This is a genomic window from Rhodococcus sp. DK176 (genome assembly GCF_038447315.2).
Lineage (GTDB): Bacteria > Actinomycetota > Actinomycetes > Mycobacteriales > Mycobacteriaceae > Rhodococcus_F > Rhodococcus_F jostii_A.
On sequence record NZ_CP118321.2, the window covers coordinates 5,714,542 to 5,730,458 of the forward strand.

Annotated in this window: 17 protein-coding genes; 9 read left to right on the forward strand and 8 right to left on the reverse strand. The window is 67.8% G+C overall.

Annotated features, from left to right (window positions below):
• Nucleotide 1: 1 nt before the first annotated feature.
• The 3 genes from PSR88_RS26765 to PSR88_RS26775 all read right to left on the reverse strand — a co-directional run bounded on the left by PSR88_RS26765 (nucleotide 2) and on the right by PSR88_RS26775 (nucleotide 3,070).
• Nucleotides 2-322, reverse strand: coding sequence for a hypothetical protein (locus tag PSR88_RS26765; RefSeq protein WP_011597460.1), 321 nt, complete (start codon nucleotides 320-322; stop codon nucleotides 2-4).
• The gene (locus tag PSR88_RS26770; RefSeq protein ID WP_016883751.1) at nucleotides 319-1,692 is read right to left on the reverse strand and encodes an acyclic terpene utilization AtuA family protein; all 1,374 of its coding nucleotides are present in this window, start codon (nucleotides 1,690-1,692) and stop codon (nucleotides 319-321) included. Before PSR88_RS26770 ends, PSR88_RS26765 begins: the two co-directional genes overlap by 4 nt.
• A gap of 67 nt (nucleotides 1,693-1,759) precedes the next feature.
• A complete protein-coding gene (locus tag PSR88_RS26775; RefSeq protein WP_016883750.1) occupies nucleotides 1,760-3,070 on the reverse strand; it encodes a CitMHS family transporter in 1,311 nt (436 codons plus the stop codon).
• A 155-nt stretch (nucleotides 3,071-3,225) separates the two neighbouring features.
• Here PSR88_RS26775 and PSR88_RS26780 point away from each other — a divergent pair, with 155 nt between their 5' ends.
• Both PSR88_RS26780 and PSR88_RS26785 read left to right on the forward strand, forming a co-directional pair.
• Nucleotides 3,226-4,146, forward strand: a complete 921-nt coding sequence (locus PSR88_RS26780; RefSeq protein ID WP_016883749.1) for a LysR substrate-binding domain-containing protein — start codon at nucleotides 3,226-3,228, stop codon at nucleotides 4,144-4,146.
• Nucleotides 4,147-4,155: 9 nt separating this feature from the next.
• On the forward strand, nucleotides 4,156-4,524 hold the full coding sequence (locus PSR88_RS26785) for a VOC family protein (protein ID WP_016883748.1): 369 nt from the start codon (nucleotides 4,156-4,158) through the stop codon (nucleotides 4,522-4,524).
• Nucleotides 4,525-4,536: 12 nt separating this feature from the next.
• On the opposite strand, the gene PSR88_RS26790 is transcribed toward PSR88_RS26785, so the two are convergent.
• Nucleotides 4,537-5,562: a LacI family DNA-binding transcriptional regulator gene (locus PSR88_RS26790; RefSeq protein WP_029539563.1), complete on the reverse strand. Its 1,026-nt coding sequence runs from the start codon at nucleotides 5,560-5,562 to the stop codon at nucleotides 4,537-4,539.
• Nucleotides 5,563-5,704: 142 nt separating this feature from the next.
• On the opposite strand from PSR88_RS26790, the gene PSR88_RS26795 reads away from it, so the two are divergent.
• Together PSR88_RS26795 and PSR88_RS26800 are read left to right on the forward strand one after the other, a co-directional pair.
• Nucleotides 5,705-6,760 (forward strand): Gfo/Idh/MocA family oxidoreductase, encoded by a 1,056-nt coding sequence (locus PSR88_RS26795; RefSeq protein WP_016883746.1) that lies wholly within the window; start codon nucleotides 5,705-5,707, stop codon nucleotides 6,758-6,760.
• 5 nt (nucleotides 6,761-6,765) lie between these two features.
• Nucleotides 6,766-7,548: a TIM barrel protein gene (locus PSR88_RS26800; RefSeq protein WP_029539562.1), complete on the forward strand. Its 783-nt coding sequence runs from the start codon at nucleotides 6,766-6,768 to the stop codon at nucleotides 7,546-7,548.
• A gap of 15 nt (nucleotides 7,549-7,563) precedes the next feature.
• Here the strand turns inward: PSR88_RS26800 and PSR88_RS26805 are convergent, their stop codons facing one another.
• Nucleotides 7,564-7,992 (reverse strand): hypothetical protein, encoded by a 429-nt coding sequence (locus PSR88_RS26805; protein WP_016883744.1) that lies wholly within the window; start codon nucleotides 7,990-7,992, stop codon nucleotides 7,564-7,566.
• 16 nt (nucleotides 7,993-8,008) lie between these two features.
• Between PSR88_RS26805 and PSR88_RS26810 the strand changes: the two genes are divergently transcribed.
• The 5 genes from PSR88_RS26810 (at nucleotide 8,009) to katG (ending at nucleotide 13,711) form a co-directional block, all read left to right on the forward strand.
• Nucleotides 8,009-9,349, forward strand: a complete 1,341-nt coding sequence (locus PSR88_RS26810; RefSeq protein WP_029539561.1) for a histidine kinase — start codon at nucleotides 8,009-8,011, stop codon at nucleotides 9,347-9,349.
• A gap of 17 nt (nucleotides 9,350-9,366) precedes the next feature.
• Nucleotides 9,367-10,026: a response regulator gene (locus PSR88_RS26815; RefSeq protein ID WP_020476837.1), complete on the forward strand. Its 660-nt coding sequence runs from the start codon at nucleotides 9,367-9,369 to the stop codon at nucleotides 10,024-10,026.
• Between the two features lie 110 nt (nucleotides 10,027-10,136).
• A complete protein-coding gene (locus PSR88_RS26820; RefSeq protein ID WP_342338541.1) occupies nucleotides 10,137-10,889 on the forward strand; it encodes a hypothetical protein in 753 nt (250 codons plus the stop codon).
• A 113-nt stretch (nucleotides 10,890-11,002) separates the two neighbouring features.
• Nucleotides 11,003-11,446, forward strand: coding sequence for a Fur family transcriptional regulator (locus PSR88_RS26825; protein ID WP_016883741.1), 444 nt, complete (start codon nucleotides 11,003-11,005; stop codon nucleotides 11,444-11,446).
• Nucleotides 11,447-11,482: 36 nt separating this feature from the next.
• Nucleotides 11,483-13,711 (forward strand): catalase/peroxidase HPI, encoded by a 2,229-nt coding sequence (gene katG / locus PSR88_RS26830; protein ID WP_016883740.1) that lies wholly within the window; start codon nucleotides 11,483-11,485, stop codon nucleotides 13,709-13,711.
• Between the two features lie 95 nt (nucleotides 13,712-13,806).
• On the opposite strand, the gene PSR88_RS26835 is transcribed toward katG, so the two are convergent.
• From PSR88_RS26835 to PSR88_RS26845, 3 genes are all read right to left on the reverse strand, one after another.
• On the reverse strand, nucleotides 13,807-14,133 hold the full coding sequence (locus tag PSR88_RS26835; protein WP_009478310.1) for a hypothetical protein: 327 nt from the start codon (nucleotides 14,131-14,133) through the stop codon (nucleotides 13,807-13,809).
• A gap of 580 nt (nucleotides 14,134-14,713) precedes the next feature.
• The gene (locus tag PSR88_RS26840) at nucleotides 14,714-14,947 is read right to left on the reverse strand and encodes a hypothetical protein (protein WP_009478313.1); all 234 of its coding nucleotides are present in this window, start codon (nucleotides 14,945-14,947) and stop codon (nucleotides 14,714-14,716) included.
• 91 nt (nucleotides 14,948-15,038) lie between these two features.
• Entirely contained in the window at nucleotides 15,039-15,818 is a 780-nt protein-coding gene (locus tag PSR88_RS26845; protein ID WP_016883739.1) for an acetoin reductase, read from the reverse strand.
• Nucleotides 15,819-15,917 lie beyond the last annotated feature (99 nt).

Here is a 15,917-nt window from a genome sequence, read left to right on the forward strand (position 1 = left end):
GTCAGATTTCGAGGCTCAGCAGGTGATAGCCCAGCGTCTTGCCGTGGCCGTCGAGTGCGGGTGAACCCGTGACGCCGCCGCCGAGGACGCCCGGCAACTCGAACACCATCGCCATCAGGTTCGGCTGGCAGGTGCGCCGGGCCGGGCCGGTGATCAGTCCAGCGTAGTGGGCGGCGACGACGTCCTCGGTCAGTCTCCGGGCGAGATGACGGTAGGCGGCGTCGTCCCGGGCCAGCACGGCGAGGATGAGCGTGTCCCCCTTGTCGCCGGCACGGACGTCGGCGAGGGTGTCGATCTTCTGAACCGTTGCGGGCGTGGTCATTTCGTCACCTCCGTGAGATGCACCCGGGTGGATGCGAGGTCGCGGGGGAGGGTGCACGAGCGGATCGCGAGTACCTCGGTCGCCGAGCGCCGGGCACCGCCGCCGCCGGCCGGTCCGTTGGTGTACAGACTTTCCACTTCCCAGCCGACGAGGTCGGCTTCCTCGCGGGTACGTGCGCGGGCGGTCACTCGCAGTCGAACCTCGCGGGCATCGGTGTCCGTGTCGAGGCCGCGGAAAGCCGCACCGGCGCCGATGTATTCGACGGAGACGGCGGCCTCGGCAAAACCGTGCACGTCCACGAGCCGTTCGGCGACGATGTCCGCGGCGAGCCGGGCGCGGGGGTAGGCACGCGGGCCCGCGTAGCTGATCTGCCCCTCACCGAGCCAGCCGCCGCGGAAGCCGAGGGTGACCTTCAGCTGCTGCGGCCGGGGGCGCCCCGTCGCACCGGTGATGGCGACCCGGTCGGGTCCGACGCTGGTGAACGACACGTTCCCGAAGTCCGCGGTGACGTCCGGCGTGAGATAGGCGGTGGGATCACCCACCTCGTACAGGAGTTGCTCGGCGCAGGTTCGTTCGGTGAGTATGCCGCCAGACCCGTCGAGTTTGCCGAATGTCGCCGATCCGTCGGCGAGGACGTCGGCGAACGGGAAGCCGAGATCGGCCATGCCCTTCACCGGTTTGGTGACGGGATCCGCGTAGTACCCGCCCGTGAGTTGTCCGGCGCACTCGAGCAAGTGCCCGATCGCGGTTGCGGCGCCGACGGTTTCGTGATCGGCCAGGTCCCATCCGAAATGGTGGGCGAGCGGGGCGACGTAGAGGGAAGGGTCGGCCAGACGCCCGGTGACGACGACGTCGGCGTCCAGTTCGAGCGCGGGGATCACGGCCTCCGCCCCGATGTACGCGTTCGCGGAGACGAGTTCCTCGTCGTGCTCCGCCAGGCGTTTCCCGGTTTCCCACACGACGGGGTCGTGGCGCAGCACCTGCTCGAGCACCGCGTCGCCCGTGATCGCAGCGATGCGCACCTGCCGGTCGGCGGACCGGGACGCGATGCCGGAGACCAGTTCGGCAGCGGCGAGAGGGTTCGCGGCACCGGCATTTGTGATCACCGTGGTCCCGGACGCGAGCGTGTGCGGGAGAACCGCGCGCATGCGTGCGGCGAGGAGCGGATCGTATCCTTCGTCCGGGTTCTCGAGGCGGCGCGCGTTTCCGGCGGCGACGGTGCGTTCGCCGAGGCATTCGAAGATCAGGTAGTCGAGGTCGGCGTGCCGGGCGAGTTTCTCGGCGGGGTCGATGCGATCCCCGGAGAACCCGGATCCGGCGCCGAGTCGCACGCTCCGCGAGGCTCTGTCGCGGGTGCTCGATGGTGTCACGGGCTCGAAGTCCTATGCTTGTTCGACGGGTGGTGGGGTGGGCCGGCTGCGGTGATGTCGCGGACGATTACAACGAGAGGGCACCGGTGAGCAGCGCCACGACGGTCATCACGATGGTGGTCCCGAAGGCCCAGCCGAAGATGAACCGCTGGTGCTTGCCGAGGTCCACCTTGCTCAGTCCGATCAGGATGAACGTCGCGGCGGTCAGCGGGCTGAGCGGGAATCCGGTGGTCATCTGGCCGAGGATGGCGGCGCGGCCGATCTCCGCGGGGTCGCCTCCGAACGATGCCGTGGTTTCCGCGAGCACCGGGACGACGCCGAAGTAGTAGGCGTCCGGGGTGAAGACCAGACTGAGCGGCATCGACGTGACGGCGGTGATGACGGGGATCAGAGAGCCGGCGGACTGCGGGATCCAGGAGACGAAGGTCTGCGCCATCGCGGTGATCATCCCGGTGCCGTTGAGGATTCCGGTAAGCACGCCTGCCGCGAGGATCATCGCCACCACCATGGTGACGTTGCCGCCGTGCTTCGCGAACAGGGCCTGCTGGTCGTCCCACTTCGGGCGGTTGACGGCGAGCGCAAGTGCGAATGCGATGGCGAATGCCACCTCCAGCGGCACGAGCTGGAACAGCAGGATCACGATCAGGACGAGCGTGAGCACGGTATTGAACGCCATCACCACCCGTTGGCGTCCGGTGCGCACCGGCGCGTCGGAGACGTGCGGCGTGCCGGGACCACCGCCGCCGGGAGACACCAGTTCGGTCACGCCGAGCCGCTTACGTTCGGTGCGACCGATCATGTAGGCGGCGAACAGGACCCACAGGATCCCGGCGCCCATCGCGGGCAGGACCGGCGTGAAGATGTCGGCGCTGGTCAGGTCGAGCGCGGCCATGGCGCGGACGGTCGGGCCGCCCCACGGAATCATGTTCATCAGTCCCGCGGCCAGGCAGACGATACCGGTGAGGACGACCGGGCGCATCCCGAGTTTCTGGTAGATGGGCAGCAACGCCGAGATGGTGATCAGGAAGGTCGAGGTTCCGTCGCCGTCGAGCGCGACGAGCAGGGTCAGTACCGCGGTTCCGACGGCGATCTTGGTGGGATTGCCACCTGCCCACCGGACGATCCGGCGGATCGCCGGGTCGAACAGTCCCACGTCGACCATCAGGCTGAAATACAGGACCGCGAAGGCGATCATGATGGCGACGGGCGCGACCTTCAGCAGACCGTCGCCCACCATCTCCCCGAGGTCGGGTGCCCATCCGCCCACGATCGCGAACGTGACGGGAACGAGGATCAGTGCGACGAGCACCGAGACCCGGCGGCTGAACGCCAGCGCCAGGAAACAAGCGATCGTGGCGAACCCGAGCGCGGCAACCATGTGACCTCCTTCGAAATGGAGTCTCAGTGTCGCGCGCCTCACATTTGCGCGTCAAATATCAATGGTTGATTGATTCATGAGTTCAACTCATGAATGAGGTGATGCAGCTCGGGCGGCGGGTACGCCAGCCCAACGCATGAATACCGGCCATACTGATGCGCATGAGCATCAATCTCGGGATCTCGCACCTGAGGAGCATCGTCGCGATCGCCGACTACGCGAGCTTCACCGCCGCGGCCCACGGACTCGACGTGTCTCAGTCCTCGCTGAGCCGCTCGGTCGCCGAGGCCGAGCGCAGACTCGACGTCACGCTGTTCGAACGCACCACTCGCCGTGTCGAGTTGACCACGCACGGGCACGAGATCATCGAGCACGCCCGGCGGATGCTCCACGATTTCGACGACGGACTCACGCAGATCGAACGCTTCGTCACCGGTGATCGCGGAATCGTGACCGTGGCATGCCTGCCCTCGCTCGCGGCCACGTTCCTTCCCCCCTATGTGGTGAGCTTCCGCGAGCAGCACCCCGACGTGCGCCTCCAGATCCGGGACGGACTACGTCAGGAGGTTCTCGACGCCGTGTACTCGGGCACGGTCGACCTCGCCCTGGTCACCACGTCGGGCATTCTGCCCGGACTGCAACAGGACGTCCTGACGAGCGACTCCTTCTATTGCGCTGTCGCGCCGACACATCCGTTCGCCGATCGGCCGGTACTGCGGTGGTCGGATCTCGCCGGGCAGCCGTTCATCGCGTTCGGACCCGAGAGCAGCATCGCGGCGCCCGTCCGCCGGGCCGTCGAGGACGCACGCATCGAACTCGGACCCGTCATGCAGGCGCAGAACATCGGCGCGGTAGCGGGATTGGCGGCGGCCGGGCTCGGCGTCACCGCGGTACCCGAACTCGTGCTTCCCATGATCTCGTTCGCCGGACTCGTCCACATACCCCTGCAGCCGACGGTCGAACGCACCATCTCCCTCGTTCAGGTCGCCGGCCGACCCCAGACGGCGAGCACCCGCGGTTTCGTGAACATGCTTCTCGCCGAACGAACTCCTGATCGAGGAGCCGATTCCGGCTAGAGTTCCGGCATGTCACCTTCTGGCGCAGATCATCATCGACTGAACTACGTGGAGTTGTCGGTCACGGACCTCGCGGACGCGGAAGCGTTCTACCGCTCGGCATTCGGCTGGGAGTTCAACTCCTACGGCCCGCAGTACGCGGGCATCGTCGGTGCGGACGGTGAGGAAGTCGGCGGCCTGCTGCAGGTGCCGGAACGGAAGCCGGCGGGCGGACCGCTGGTGCTGCTGTACTCGGTGGATCTCGACGCGTCGGTGGATGCGGTGCGGGCGGCGGGTGGCACCGTCGTCAACGGCCCGTACGACTTTCCCGGCGGGCGCCGCTTCCACTTCACCGATCCGAGTGGCAACGAACTCGGTGTCTGGTCGTCGGACTGGTAGCGGACAGCGAATCTAGTCGCGGTGTGCGACAGGGCCGGTGGTCGCGCGGCGGACGAGGTGCGGCGCGAGCACGAGGTCGACGGCCTCGTCGCCGGCGATCTGAGCCAGCGCTCCGTCGACGGCGGCCTCGGCCATGTGCGTCGCGTCCTGGGAGATCGTCGTCATCTGCACGTGCGGAATCCTCGCCAGGCGGGAGTCGTCGTAGCCCACGACGGAGATGTCCGCGGGCACGTCCCGGCCACGGCGGACCAATAGGTCGAGCACGCCGGTGGCGCACCGGTCGTTGAAGGCGACGACGGCTGTCGGGGGAGTGGGCATCTCCAGAAGTGCGTTCATGCCTTCTGCGCCTTCGGTTTCCGTCGTACCGCCCGTCACGACCGTTGCCGAAGCCGACAGTCCGTGCCGGTCCATCGCGGCCAGGAATCCGGCCCGCCGGTCCGCACCGCCGGGAGCGTCGGCGCCGTCGATGTGCGCGATGTTCCGGTGCCCGAGTTCGGTGAGGTGGTCGACGGCCAGGGTGATGCCGGCGACGTCGTCGCCTCGCACGGCACCGACTCCGGGCAAGCCGCTCGCGCGCGCCACGACGAGGGCGGGCACGCGGTCGGCCAGCGCGCCGAGCTCATCGGTGTCGAACCGGGTGCCGAGGAGGATCGCGGCCTCGCAGCGCTCCCGCATGAGCGCCTGGACGGCGACCTTCTCGGCGCGACTCGGGGCGACCGCGCTGAGCATCACGTCATAGCCCCGGCGGGTGGCCGCCGCGTAGATCTGTTCGACGAGATCGCCGTGGAACGGCTGCTGCAGTTCGAACACGACTCCGAGCAACCGGGAACTGGCCTGGCGCAGTTTCTGTGCGCGACGGTCGGGGACGTAGCCCATCTCGTCGGCGATGTCGAGCACGCGCCTGCGGGTGGCCTCGCTGGCCCCGGGAACGCCGCGCATCACGATCGAGACGAGCGCTGTGGAGACTCCTGCTGCTCGCGCTACGTCGCCCATCGTCGGGCGGGCGCCGCCGGTCGATCCCGCCACCGGTTCGACCACGTGCACGGCTCCTGTCTTCCGGGCCCCGCGCTGCTGCGCTCGAGGCTGCTCTTGACCAATGATCGCACGAGTTCTACGGTCTAGAACTAGAACGTACTAGTTCGCCTCGACCTCCACCCTTTCACTGCACTGGAGCGCACCCATGTCACTCACCGAAGCCGCAACCGTCCACTCGACGGCGCCCGCTTCCCACCCGGTACGCATCGCGTTGATCGGTGCCGGACGCATCGGCTCGAATCACGCGGAGATCGTGGCCCGCCTGGTCCCCGGGGCGTCGCTCGTCGCAGTCAGCGACCCGGTCGGCGAGTCCGCGCAGCGTCTCGCCACCACGTTGGGAGCGTCACTCGCCACCACGACCGTCGACGACGTACTCACCAGCGACGAGGTCGATGCGGTGCTGATCACCGCCCCCGCGCGGAGTCATACGGACCTGGTCGTCGCGGCCGCGGCCGCCGGCAAGCACGTGTTCGTCGAGAAGCCGATGGCGGTGACCCTCGCCGACGCCGACCGAGCCATAGCGGCGGCCGCCGATGCGGGCATCGTCCTGCAGGTCGGCTTCAATCGCCGATTCGCTCCCGGATTCGCCGCCGCCCGCGCCGCGATCGACGCGCAGAAAGTCGGGGCCCCGCAGTTGCTGCGTTCGCTGACCCGCGATCCCGGGCCGTACACCGCCGATCCGGCACGCGTTCCGCAATGGACGATCTTCCTCGAAACGCTCATTCACGACTTCGACACCCTCTGCTTCCTCAATCCGGATGCCCGCCCGGTGCGGGCGCATGCCGTGGCCGACGCCCTGGTGCGACCGGACGCCAAGGGCGCGGGCCACCTCGACACCGCAGTGGTGACGGTCCAGTTCGACAACGGCGCCATCGCCACGGCGGAGGCGAGCTTCAGTGCGCTGTACGGATACGACGTGCGCGCCGAGGTGTTCGGCTCCGGCGGCATGATCACCGCAGGCAGCGGGCTCAGCACCGACATGACGTACTACGGGCCCGACGGGATGCACGCCGACACCGCGCGCCGCGACACCGACCTCCTGCACTCCGCGTACCTGGGGGAACTGACCGCCTTCGTCGACGCGATCCGCACTCACACACCGGCCGTCGTCACAGGCCAGGACGCCCGCACCGCGCTGTCGATCGCACTCGCCGCCATCCGCAGCGTCGAGACCGGCTCCGCCGTCGACCTGGACGGGTGACACCGATGGCCACGTACACGCTCGCCGCCAGCGCCGAAATGCTCTACCTCGACCTGCCGTTCCTGGACCGCGTGCACCGCATCGCCGAACGCGGACTCCAGGTCGAGATCTGGGACTGGTCCACCAAGGACATCGACGCTCTCGCCGCCGTCGGCGCCGAATTCTCCTCGATGACGGGCTATCTGGAGGGCAACCTCACCGAACCCGACGGCATCGAGGCGCTGCTCACCACGGCGCAGCAGTCCCTCGACGTCGCGAAACGGCTCGACTGCCCGCGGTTGAACCTGCACGGAACCGGACTCGACCACCGGGGACTGCCCGTCCGGCCGGTCGAAACGGTCACGCCCGCAATGTGGCTCACCGCCGCCGACACTCTGCGGAAGGTCGCCGAACTCGGCGAACAGGCGGGACGGGTGTTCACGCTCGAGAACCTCAACCTCGCCGTCGATCATCCCGGTACCCCGTTCGCGACCGCGGCCGACACCCTCGCACTCGTCCGGGCGGTCGACAGCCCGCACCTACGCATGAATCTCGATCTCTATCACGCCCAGATCGGTGAGGGAAACCTCATCGAACTCATCCGAAAGGCGCTGCCCTACATCGGGGAGATCCAGGTCGCCGACGTCCCCGGACGCTGCGAACCCGGAACCGGCGAAATCCACTACCCGGCTGTCGCCGCGGCCCTCCGCGACATCGGCTACACCGGCGTCGTGGGACTCGAAGGGTGGGCGAAGAACGATCCGGACGACGCGCTCGACGCGTTCGAGGCGGCATTCGCGCACCCCTAGCCGTCCGTCCGTTCTTCACACGGGGGTCATCGTCGGCGTTCGCGCGCCGATCGGTCGCTGCTCGATCCCGTGGCCGGACAGTCGTCCGGTGTGGTGGGCCTCGATCATCCGCTGCTCCGCGCGCTGGGACCCGCGCAACGGCAGGGAGGAGGCGGCCGCGGTGTCGAGGAGCGCGCGCAATGCCGGTTGCTCGGCGGCCAGCGCTTTCCACGTCGCATTCAGGGGGGTGCCGTCCTCGACCGCCTGGTCGAGGCGGGCCGCGAGGTGATTGCTCCACCGGTGCTGAAGTGCGAGCAGGATGTTGTCGGCGGAGCCGAAAAGCTCGATCGCGCCGGGCACTTCGTCGAACCGCAACGCCTGTGCGGGGTCGGCGTGCGCCCGCGCCAGGATCACTTCCAGTACCGCCCGGCGTGCACGGAAATCGTTCCACGACATCTCGGCCACCTCCGTAGTTTCGTTGATGGCGGCAACGCTACGGATCCGCGGTAGCGGTTTCGCCGTGCCACGGTCGCGTTCTCGTCTCCTACCGTGGGCGGAGGGGGTCTCCGCTCCGGAGAGGACGCGGTGCGGGTGGGTCTTCGCCTACGCTGGTCGTGTGCAGGTGACGGCATTTTTTCGTCGACGCGTGGCGGAGAGTGAGTACGACTACCCGCTCGCTGTGCCGGTGTTCGCGCACATCGCCGTCGTGGTCATCGCCGGTGCGGCTGTCGCGCAACGCGACGGCTTCGTGCCGCCGGGGTGGGTTCTGCTGTGTGGTCTGGTCGCCGCGGTGACCCCCGTTGCGGGAGACATGATCAGGCCGGGGGTGGTGCTTCCGCGTCCGTTCCTGGCCGTCGTCGTCGTCGCGGCGGCCGCACTGTTGCTTCTGCAGCAGCCCGACACGGCCTTCGACTTCGCTCCGCTCATCCTGGTGATCCTGACCGCCGAGGTCGCGGCAACGGCATCACTGGCCGTCAGCCTCGCCACCTTGGCTGCCGCGATGGCAGTCCTGTCTGCGTTTGCACTGACGGGCCGACTCGACGGTGCGCCTTACGCTCTCGCGGGAGTCGTGCTGGGCTGGGCCTTCGGTTACCTGATGCTCACACAGTTGCGCCTCCTTCACCAGGAGCGGGCCTCGAAGGCGATTCAATCCGAGCAGGCCGCCACACGTGAGCGCCAGCGAATCGCCCGCGAGGTTCACGACGTCATCGCCCACTCGCTGAGCATCACGTTGCTGCATCTGACCGCGGCCCGTCGCGCGCTCGAGCAGGACCGCGACGTCGACGACGCGGTGGACGCGCTCTCTGACGCCGAGCGACTCGGGCGGCAGGCGATGGCCGACATTCGGCGCACCGTCGGGTTGCTCGACGCAGGTCCGTCGGGCACCCGTCCCGAGCCGGGCGTCGCCGACCTTCCCGATCTGATCGACGACTTCCGCCGTGCGGGTCTACCGGTGGCCTTCGACATGCAGGGCGACCTCTCCGCCGTGACCGGCACGGTCGGTCTCGGGATCTTCCGCATCACGCAGGAGTCGCTGGCCAACGTCGCCAAACATGCACCCGGCGCCAGTGCCGACGTGCGACTCACGATCGAGCCGGAACGCATCACCCTGGAAATCCGCAACCCGACCCGAGGTCAGGTGACCCCACCGAACGGCTCGCTCGGCTCCGGTCTGCGGGGCATGCGCGAGCGCGCCGCGCTGCTCGGTGGCACACTCCGCGCCGGCCCGGACGGCAGAGGATGGTCGGTGCACGCCGCGGTCCCATTGCCCCGAGATTCCTGCCGGCCGGCGATCCTCCGCCACCTCCCGGGACTGTCGTGACGGGCCCGGAGATCAGGGTGCTGCTGGTCGACGACCAGGAACTCGTGCGGTCGGGGCTGCGCCGGATCCTGCGGCGCAAGGACGGCTTCGTGATCGTCGGCGAATGCGCCGACGGCGCGGAGGTGCCGGGCGCGGTGGCGGAGCACACTCCGGACGTCGTGCTCATGGACCTTCGGATGAAGAAGGTCGACGGCATCCGCGCGACCCGCGATCTCCGGTCGGGAGCGCAGCCACCGCCGGTGCTGGTGCTCACCACGTTCGACGATGACGAACTGCTGTCCGGGTCGCTCCGCGCGGGTGCGGCGGGTTTCATCCTCGAGGATTCGCCTGCCGAGGACCTGATTCGCGCCGTCCGCACCGTCGCCGAGGGCGGCGCCTGCCTCGACCCCGCAGTGACCGGACGCGTTCTCGCCACGTACCGCACCGTCGCGCCGTCGTCCGACGGGGGCCGGAACCACCTCACCGAGCTGACCGCGCGAGAACTCGATGTGCTCGCCCTCATCGGGCGTGGGCACAGCAACAGTGAGATCGGGCGTGAGCTGGGTATCTCGGGCGTGACCGTGAAGAGTCACGTCGGGCACATCTTCCTCAAGCTCGATCTCCGCGACCGCGCGGCCGCCATCGTGTACGCCTTCGATCACGGCATCGTCTCCCCGGGCGACGCCCGCCCGGATTAGGTTCCGACGGAGGGCTTTTCATCCCGGCATCGTTGGCGCGGTTACAGTCGAAGCGTGGGACCCGTTCACCGGGCCGGTGCGCGACCGGGGAGGGTGAGCGTAGGGGGTCGGTGTCGAAGGTACGGCTTCTCGGTATGGCCGCGGCGGTGGGTTCCACCGCGGGCGGGCTGGCGGTCTTCCCGGGTTCGGGAGTGGCAGTGGCGGAGTTGCCGTCGCAGTGCGTCCAGTCCCAGAAGGCGGTCACCTGCGCGTACACCGACAACACCGGCGAAGTGTCTCCTTCCGGAGGTGTCCACGGTGTACCGCTGAGGATTCCGGACGGCGTCTGGAAGGTGCACATCGAGGCGGTCGGCGGCCGAGGCGGTGACAGCTGTTGCCGCACGGTCGCTCCCGGCGGCCGGGGAGCGGTAGCCCGTGGTGACGCCTGGCTCGTTCCGGGATCGACGGTGTACGTCCGGGTCGGCGAGAACGGGCACGGCGGCGGACAGCCCGTGTTCGGATCCGACGGGTCGAGCCCGGCCAGCCTTGCCGGTGGTCCCGGATACGGCGGCAGCGCAGGAAGTTCCGGTGCGACGCTCCCGGGGCCGTCGGCGACGGGATCGGCGCCGGGGGCGGAGGTGGGGCCGGATGGGTACGGCGGCGGCGGAGGCGCCGCCGGGGGACGGATCGGTGGCACCGGCGAGGCGAACGAGCCGCCGGGCGGCGGAGGCGCCGCCGGGGGACGGATCGGTGGCACCGGCGAGGCGAACGAGCCGCCGGGCGGCGGAGGTGGCGGACTCTCCCTCGTGCCGTCGGGCGGCACGATCGGACTGTCTTCGCCGGATTCGGTGCCCTCGGTCGTCGTCACCTTCGAGCTTCCCTGAAGTTTGTCGGAGCCGCGGTCAGCCAACGGGCCAGGTGTGCGTGAGTCGAAGTCACGGCAAATAGTTTCCGCAAAGTCTTGGCTGAGTCCAGAAAAGTAAGTCATAGTGGGTGGGTGCCGTCGATGCCGGATTACGCAGCGCTGCTGCGCAGGGCTGAGCTTCGCGTGACCCGCCCGCGGGTCGCGGTGTTGGAGGCCGTGCACGCGCGTCCACATGCCGATACGGAGACGATTTTCGGAGCGGTGCGCACCGTTCTGGAAGGGGTGTCCCGGCAGGCCGTGTACGACGTGCTGCACGCAGTGACCGCTGTGGGATTGGTGCGGCGGATTCAGCCGCCCGGCTCCGTTGCTCGTTACGAGTCGCGGGTCGGAGACAATCACCACCACGTCATCTGCCGGTCGTGTGGGGCCATTGCGGACGTCGACTGTGCCGTCGGCGAGGCGCCGTGCCTGACCGCGTCCGACGACAACGGTTTCCTCGTCGAGGAGGCCGAGGTCATCTATTGGGGTCTGTGCCCCGACTGCTCGACTTCACAGACTTCTCGATCGAACCCATGACCACAGCCCAGTTTGGTCTCTCCCGGAAGGAATGTTGTGTCCGATAGCTGCCCGGTCGCTCATGAGGGAAACACTCAGAGCACCAGTGAAAGTGAAAACCCCGTAATCCCGTCTCCCACTCCGGCGGCGAACCGCCCGAGGAACAACCGCGACTGGTGGCCGAACCAGCCGGAGCTGTCGGTGTTGCACGCCCACACATCCAAGTCGAACCCGATGGGTGAGGACTTCGACTACGCCGAGGAGTTCGCCAAGCTCGACGTCGAGGCACTCAAACGCGACGTCATCGATCTGATGACGACCTCGCAGGACTGGTGGCCCGCCGACTACGGCCACTACGGCGGCCTCTTCATCCGGATGAGCTGGCACGCCGCGGGCACCTACCGCATCGCGGACGGTCGCGGCGGCGGCGGTCAGGGCGCTCAGCGGTTCGCCCCCCTCAACAGCTGGCCCGACAACGCGAACCTCGACAAGGCCCGCCGGCTGCTCTGGCCGGTGAAGCAGAAGTACGGCAAGCAGATCTCGTGGGCGGACCTCCTCGTCTTCGCCGGGAACTGCGCCCTGGAGTCGATGGGGTTCAAGACCTTCGGGTTCGGATTCGGCCGCGAGGACATCTGGGAGCCCGAGGAAATGTACTGGGGTCCCGAGGACACCTGGCTGGGCGACGAGCGCTACAGCGGCGATCGGGAACTCTCGGGTCCGCTCGGGGCCGTGCAGATGGGCCTCATCTACGTGAACCCGGAGGGGCCCAATGGCCAGCCGGATCCGCTGGCAGCCGCCCGCGACATCCGGGAGACGTTCAGCCGCATGGCGATGAACGACGTGGAGACCGCTGCGCTGATCGCAGGCGGCCACACCTTCGGCAAGACGCACGGCGCAGGCGACGCCGACCTGGTCGGTCCGGAACCGGAGGGCGCCCCGATCGAGCAGCAGGGCCTCGGCTGGAAGAGTGCCTACGGCACCGGCGTGGGCAAGGATGCGATCACCAGTGGTCTCGAGGTCGTGTGGACCCCCACACCGACGAAGTGGGACAACAGCTTCCTGGAGGTCCTGTACGGCTACGAGTGGGAGCTGACCAAGAGTCCCGCCGGTGCCTGGCAGTGGACCGCGAAGGACGGCGCAGGCGCGGGCACGATTCCCGACCCGTTCGATTCGTCGGCGGGGCGTGCTCCCACGATGCTGACCACGGACCTCTCGCTGCGCATCGACCCGGCCTACGAGAAGATCACCCGGCGTTGGCTCGACCACCCGGAGGAATTCGCCGAGGAGTTCGCCAAGGCCTGGTACAAGCTGCTGCACCGCGACATGGGACCCGTCACGCGCTACCTCGGCCCGTGGGTTCCCGAGGCGCAGCTGTGGCAGGACCCGGTCCCTGCGGTCGATCACCAGCTGATCGGTGACAGCGAGATCGCCGCGCTCAAGGGCAAGATCCTCGACTCGGGCCTGTCCATCCCGCAGCTGGTGTCCACCGCCTGGGCGTCGGCAGCCACCCACCGCAGCACCGACATGCGCGGCGGCGCCAACGGGGCGCGGATCCGGCTTGCGCCGCAGAAGGATTGGGAGATCAACAGCCCCGCCGAGCTGTCCACGATCCTGCAGACCCTCGAACAGATTCAGCAGGACTTCAACTCGTCGCAGTCCGGCGGAGTGAAGGTCTCACTCGCGGACGTGATCGTTCTGGCGGGTGCTGCGGCTGTCGAGAAGGCGGCGAAGAACGCCGGTCACGACATCACGGTCCCCTTCACGCCGGGTCGTACCGACGCCACACAGGAGCAGACCGATGTGGAGTCGTTCGCCGTACTCGAGCCGAAGGCCGACGGGTTCCGCAACTACCTCCGGGCGGGGGAGAAGTTGCCTGCCGAGGCACTTCTGGTCGACCGGGCCTACATGTTGAACCTGACCGCTCCGGAAATGACGGTTCTCGTCGGCGGCCTGCGTGCACTGAACGCCAACTTCGGCCAGACGAAGCACGGCGTCTTCACCGACCGGCCCGAGGCGTTGACCAACGACTTCTTCGTCAACCTCCTCGACATGGGTACGGAGTGGAAGGGTGCGTCCTCGGCCGAGAACGTCTACGAGGGCACCGACCGTGTGACGGGTGCCGCCAAGTGGACCGCCACCGCCGTCGATCTCGTGTTCGGTTCGAACTCGCAATTGCGCGCTCTCGCCGAGGTGTATGCCGCCGACGACGCGCAGCAGAAGTTCGTGCAGGACTTCGTTTCTGCCTGGAACAAGGTGATGAACCTCGACCGGTTCGACCTCGACTGATCACGGTTTGATCGGCCTAGGCCGATCAAACCGTCATCTGGCCCGGCACCCGCGAGTGGATACTCACCGGGTGTCGGGCCGGATTGTGGCGTATGTCAGAGGTGTGGGAGCGCCGCGGTGAGAAAGACTGTGCCGGCGGCGATTCCGAACGCGCCGGTGAGAATGCCCAGCAGTGCTTCCAGAGACTTGGGCTCGCTTCCTTCGACGGCAGGGTGCCGGTTGGCGGCGATGCCGGCAGCGATGGCGCAGACGCCGAGAACGATGCCGAATCCGAACATCCAGAACATCACTATCGATAGTGCTCCCAGCATGACCGAGATGTCGCTCCAGTGTTCGCCCTGCAGGTGCTGTGGTCTGGTGAGCCGGGAGAATCGTGCGGGCGAACTGCCGGGATCGGGGCGGGATTGGGTCGTGGCGGTCATGGTCTTCAGGTCCTCGGTTGCGTGCTGACGCGGATCGGTGCGTGGATCGCGAACGGCGAGGGCTCTGGAACGGCATCCAGCAAAGATCGGGTCATTGAGTGGATGTCGGTGACGGGATCGAGACGCAGCACAGCAATACACCTCCCATGATCAGTCGATAGGCCTACCACCTCGGTAGACGCTCATCACTGTGCACGAGAAATTTAGCACTTGACTACCGCGAGTGCCAGAGTGGGTGGTGGTGCGCCTTCTGCACGCGGGAATCAGATTCTTCGCTACCCGGTGGTTAACGGTCGCGAAACGGTGGTCGTTCTGGCCCGGCGGTGCTAAATTTCGGTTTGCACAGTGGGCCGCGCCCGCCGCCGTGACGGGCGCGCAGGAATTCGGGAGGTGCAGTGCTGTGCGTCGAGAAGAAGGCGGATCATCGAATCAGCGTGCGCAACGTCGAGTAACGGAACTGCGTGAGGACGAGCCCATCCGGTGGCCGGACCCCAGTCCGCTCAGCAGTTGGTGGGATCGGGTCGTCTGGGGTGCGAGGGGATCGGCGACCTGACGAGTCCGTCATCGTCCGACGCGGGGTTCAGTCGGTCGACAGTTTCTCGGCGTTACGCACCGCGGTCTCGAGATGTCTGTCCGCGGTGCTCAGGTCGAGCCGGGCGTCGCTGAGGCTGTCGATCACCTGTTCCCGCGACGCACCCTCGGTCGTGCTGTCGAGGAGGTCGAACGCGTCGGTCAATTCCTTGATGCGGTTTTCGAGTGCTTGCAGATCGAACCGCAACCGAGCGGTGCGCTCGACCAGGTCGTCGACGTCCACGGCTGCCCCTTTCGTCCCCGGACGCGCTGTCGCATCACCCTACGTCCGTCTACCCGTGGATCCGGGCGTGAAACCCCGCTGCGGGTGGTGCCTATCGGTACACCAGGCCGCCGTCGATCAGTCCCGATTGCCCGGTCATGTAGTCGGAATCCGGTCCGGCGAGATACGACACGTACGCGGCGACGTCCTCGGGCGTCTGCGCGCGACCGAGGGCGATGCCGCCGACGAACTTCTCGAACGTGGCACCCTTCGGTGCACCGGTGAGGGCCGCGAAGCGTTCGTCGATGGTGACCCACATGTCGGTGCCGACGACGCCGGGGCAGTAGGCGTTGACGGTGATGCCGTCCGACGCATACTCCTTCGCCGCGGCCTGGGTGAGTCCGCGGACCGCGAACTTGGTCGCCGAGTACACGCCGAGCATCGGGAATCCCTCGTGGCCGGCGATCGACGAGGCGTTGATGATCTTCCCGCCGTGTCCCCGCTCCCGGAACTTGGCTGCCCCGACCTGGATACCCCACAGCACGCCTTCGACGTTCACGGCGAGGATGCGTGAGACCTCCTCCGGTGTCACGTCGGCGATCGGGTTGACCTGGGCGATTCCCGCGTTGTTGACGATGATGTCGAAGCCGCCCAGTTCGCGCTCGGTCCGGTCGACAGCAGACTGCACCTGATCGCGGTCCGTCACGTCGGCGACCAGAGAGATCGCGTTCGCGCCTACCGCCCGGACCTCGTCGGCCACCGCATCGGCCCGGTCGCCGTTGACGTCGACGAGCGAGATGTCGGCGCCGTCCGACGCCAGTCGCAATGCGATCGCGCGTCCGATGCCCTGCCCCGCGCCGGTGACCAGAGCGACTTTGCCCTTGATGCTCATCCTTGACTCCTGTCGAGTGTGATGGTCCTCACGGGTGAGCCAAGCATCCTCGACGGCGGGTGTGCAAGGGTTGCACTCGGTTGCAGTGTGGTCGAGTAG

Excerpts from the sequence above, each read along its gene's own strand:
- PSR88_RS26845 (WP_016883739.1), bottom strand. The coding sequence starts at position 15,818 with ATGAGCATCAAGGGCAAAGTCGCTCTGGTCACCGGCGCGGGGCAGGGC.
- PSR88_RS26785 (WP_016883748.1), top strand. The coding sequence starts at position 4,156 with ATGTCACCTTCTGGCGCAGATCATCATCGACTGAACTACGTGGAGTTG.
- PSR88_RS26835 (WP_009478310.1), bottom strand. The coding sequence starts at position 14,133 with ATGACCGCCACGACCCAATCCCGCCCCGATCCCGGCAGTTCGCCCGCA.
- PSR88_RS26775 (WP_016883750.1), bottom strand. The coding sequence starts at position 3,070 with ATGGTTGCCGCGCTCGGGTTCGCCACGATCGCTTGTTTCCTGGCGCTG.
- PSR88_RS26765 (WP_011597460.1), bottom strand. The coding sequence starts at position 322 with ATGACCACGCCCGCAACGGTTCAGAAGATCGACACCCTCGCCGACGTC.
- PSR88_RS26795 (WP_016883746.1), top strand. The coding sequence starts at position 5,705 with ATGTCACTCACCGAAGCCGCAACCGTCCACTCGACGGCGCCCGCTTCC.
- PSR88_RS26810 (WP_029539561.1), top strand. The coding sequence starts at position 8,009 with ATGGCGGCAACGCTACGGATCCGCGGTAGCGGTTTCGCCGTGCCACGG.
- PSR88_RS26780 (WP_016883749.1), top strand. The coding sequence starts at position 3,226 with ATGCGCATGAGCATCAATCTCGGGATCTCGCACCTGAGGAGCATCGTC.
- PSR88_RS26800 (WP_029539562.1), top strand. The coding sequence starts at position 6,766 with ATGGCCACGTACACGCTCGCCGCCAGCGCCGAAATGCTCTACCTCGAC.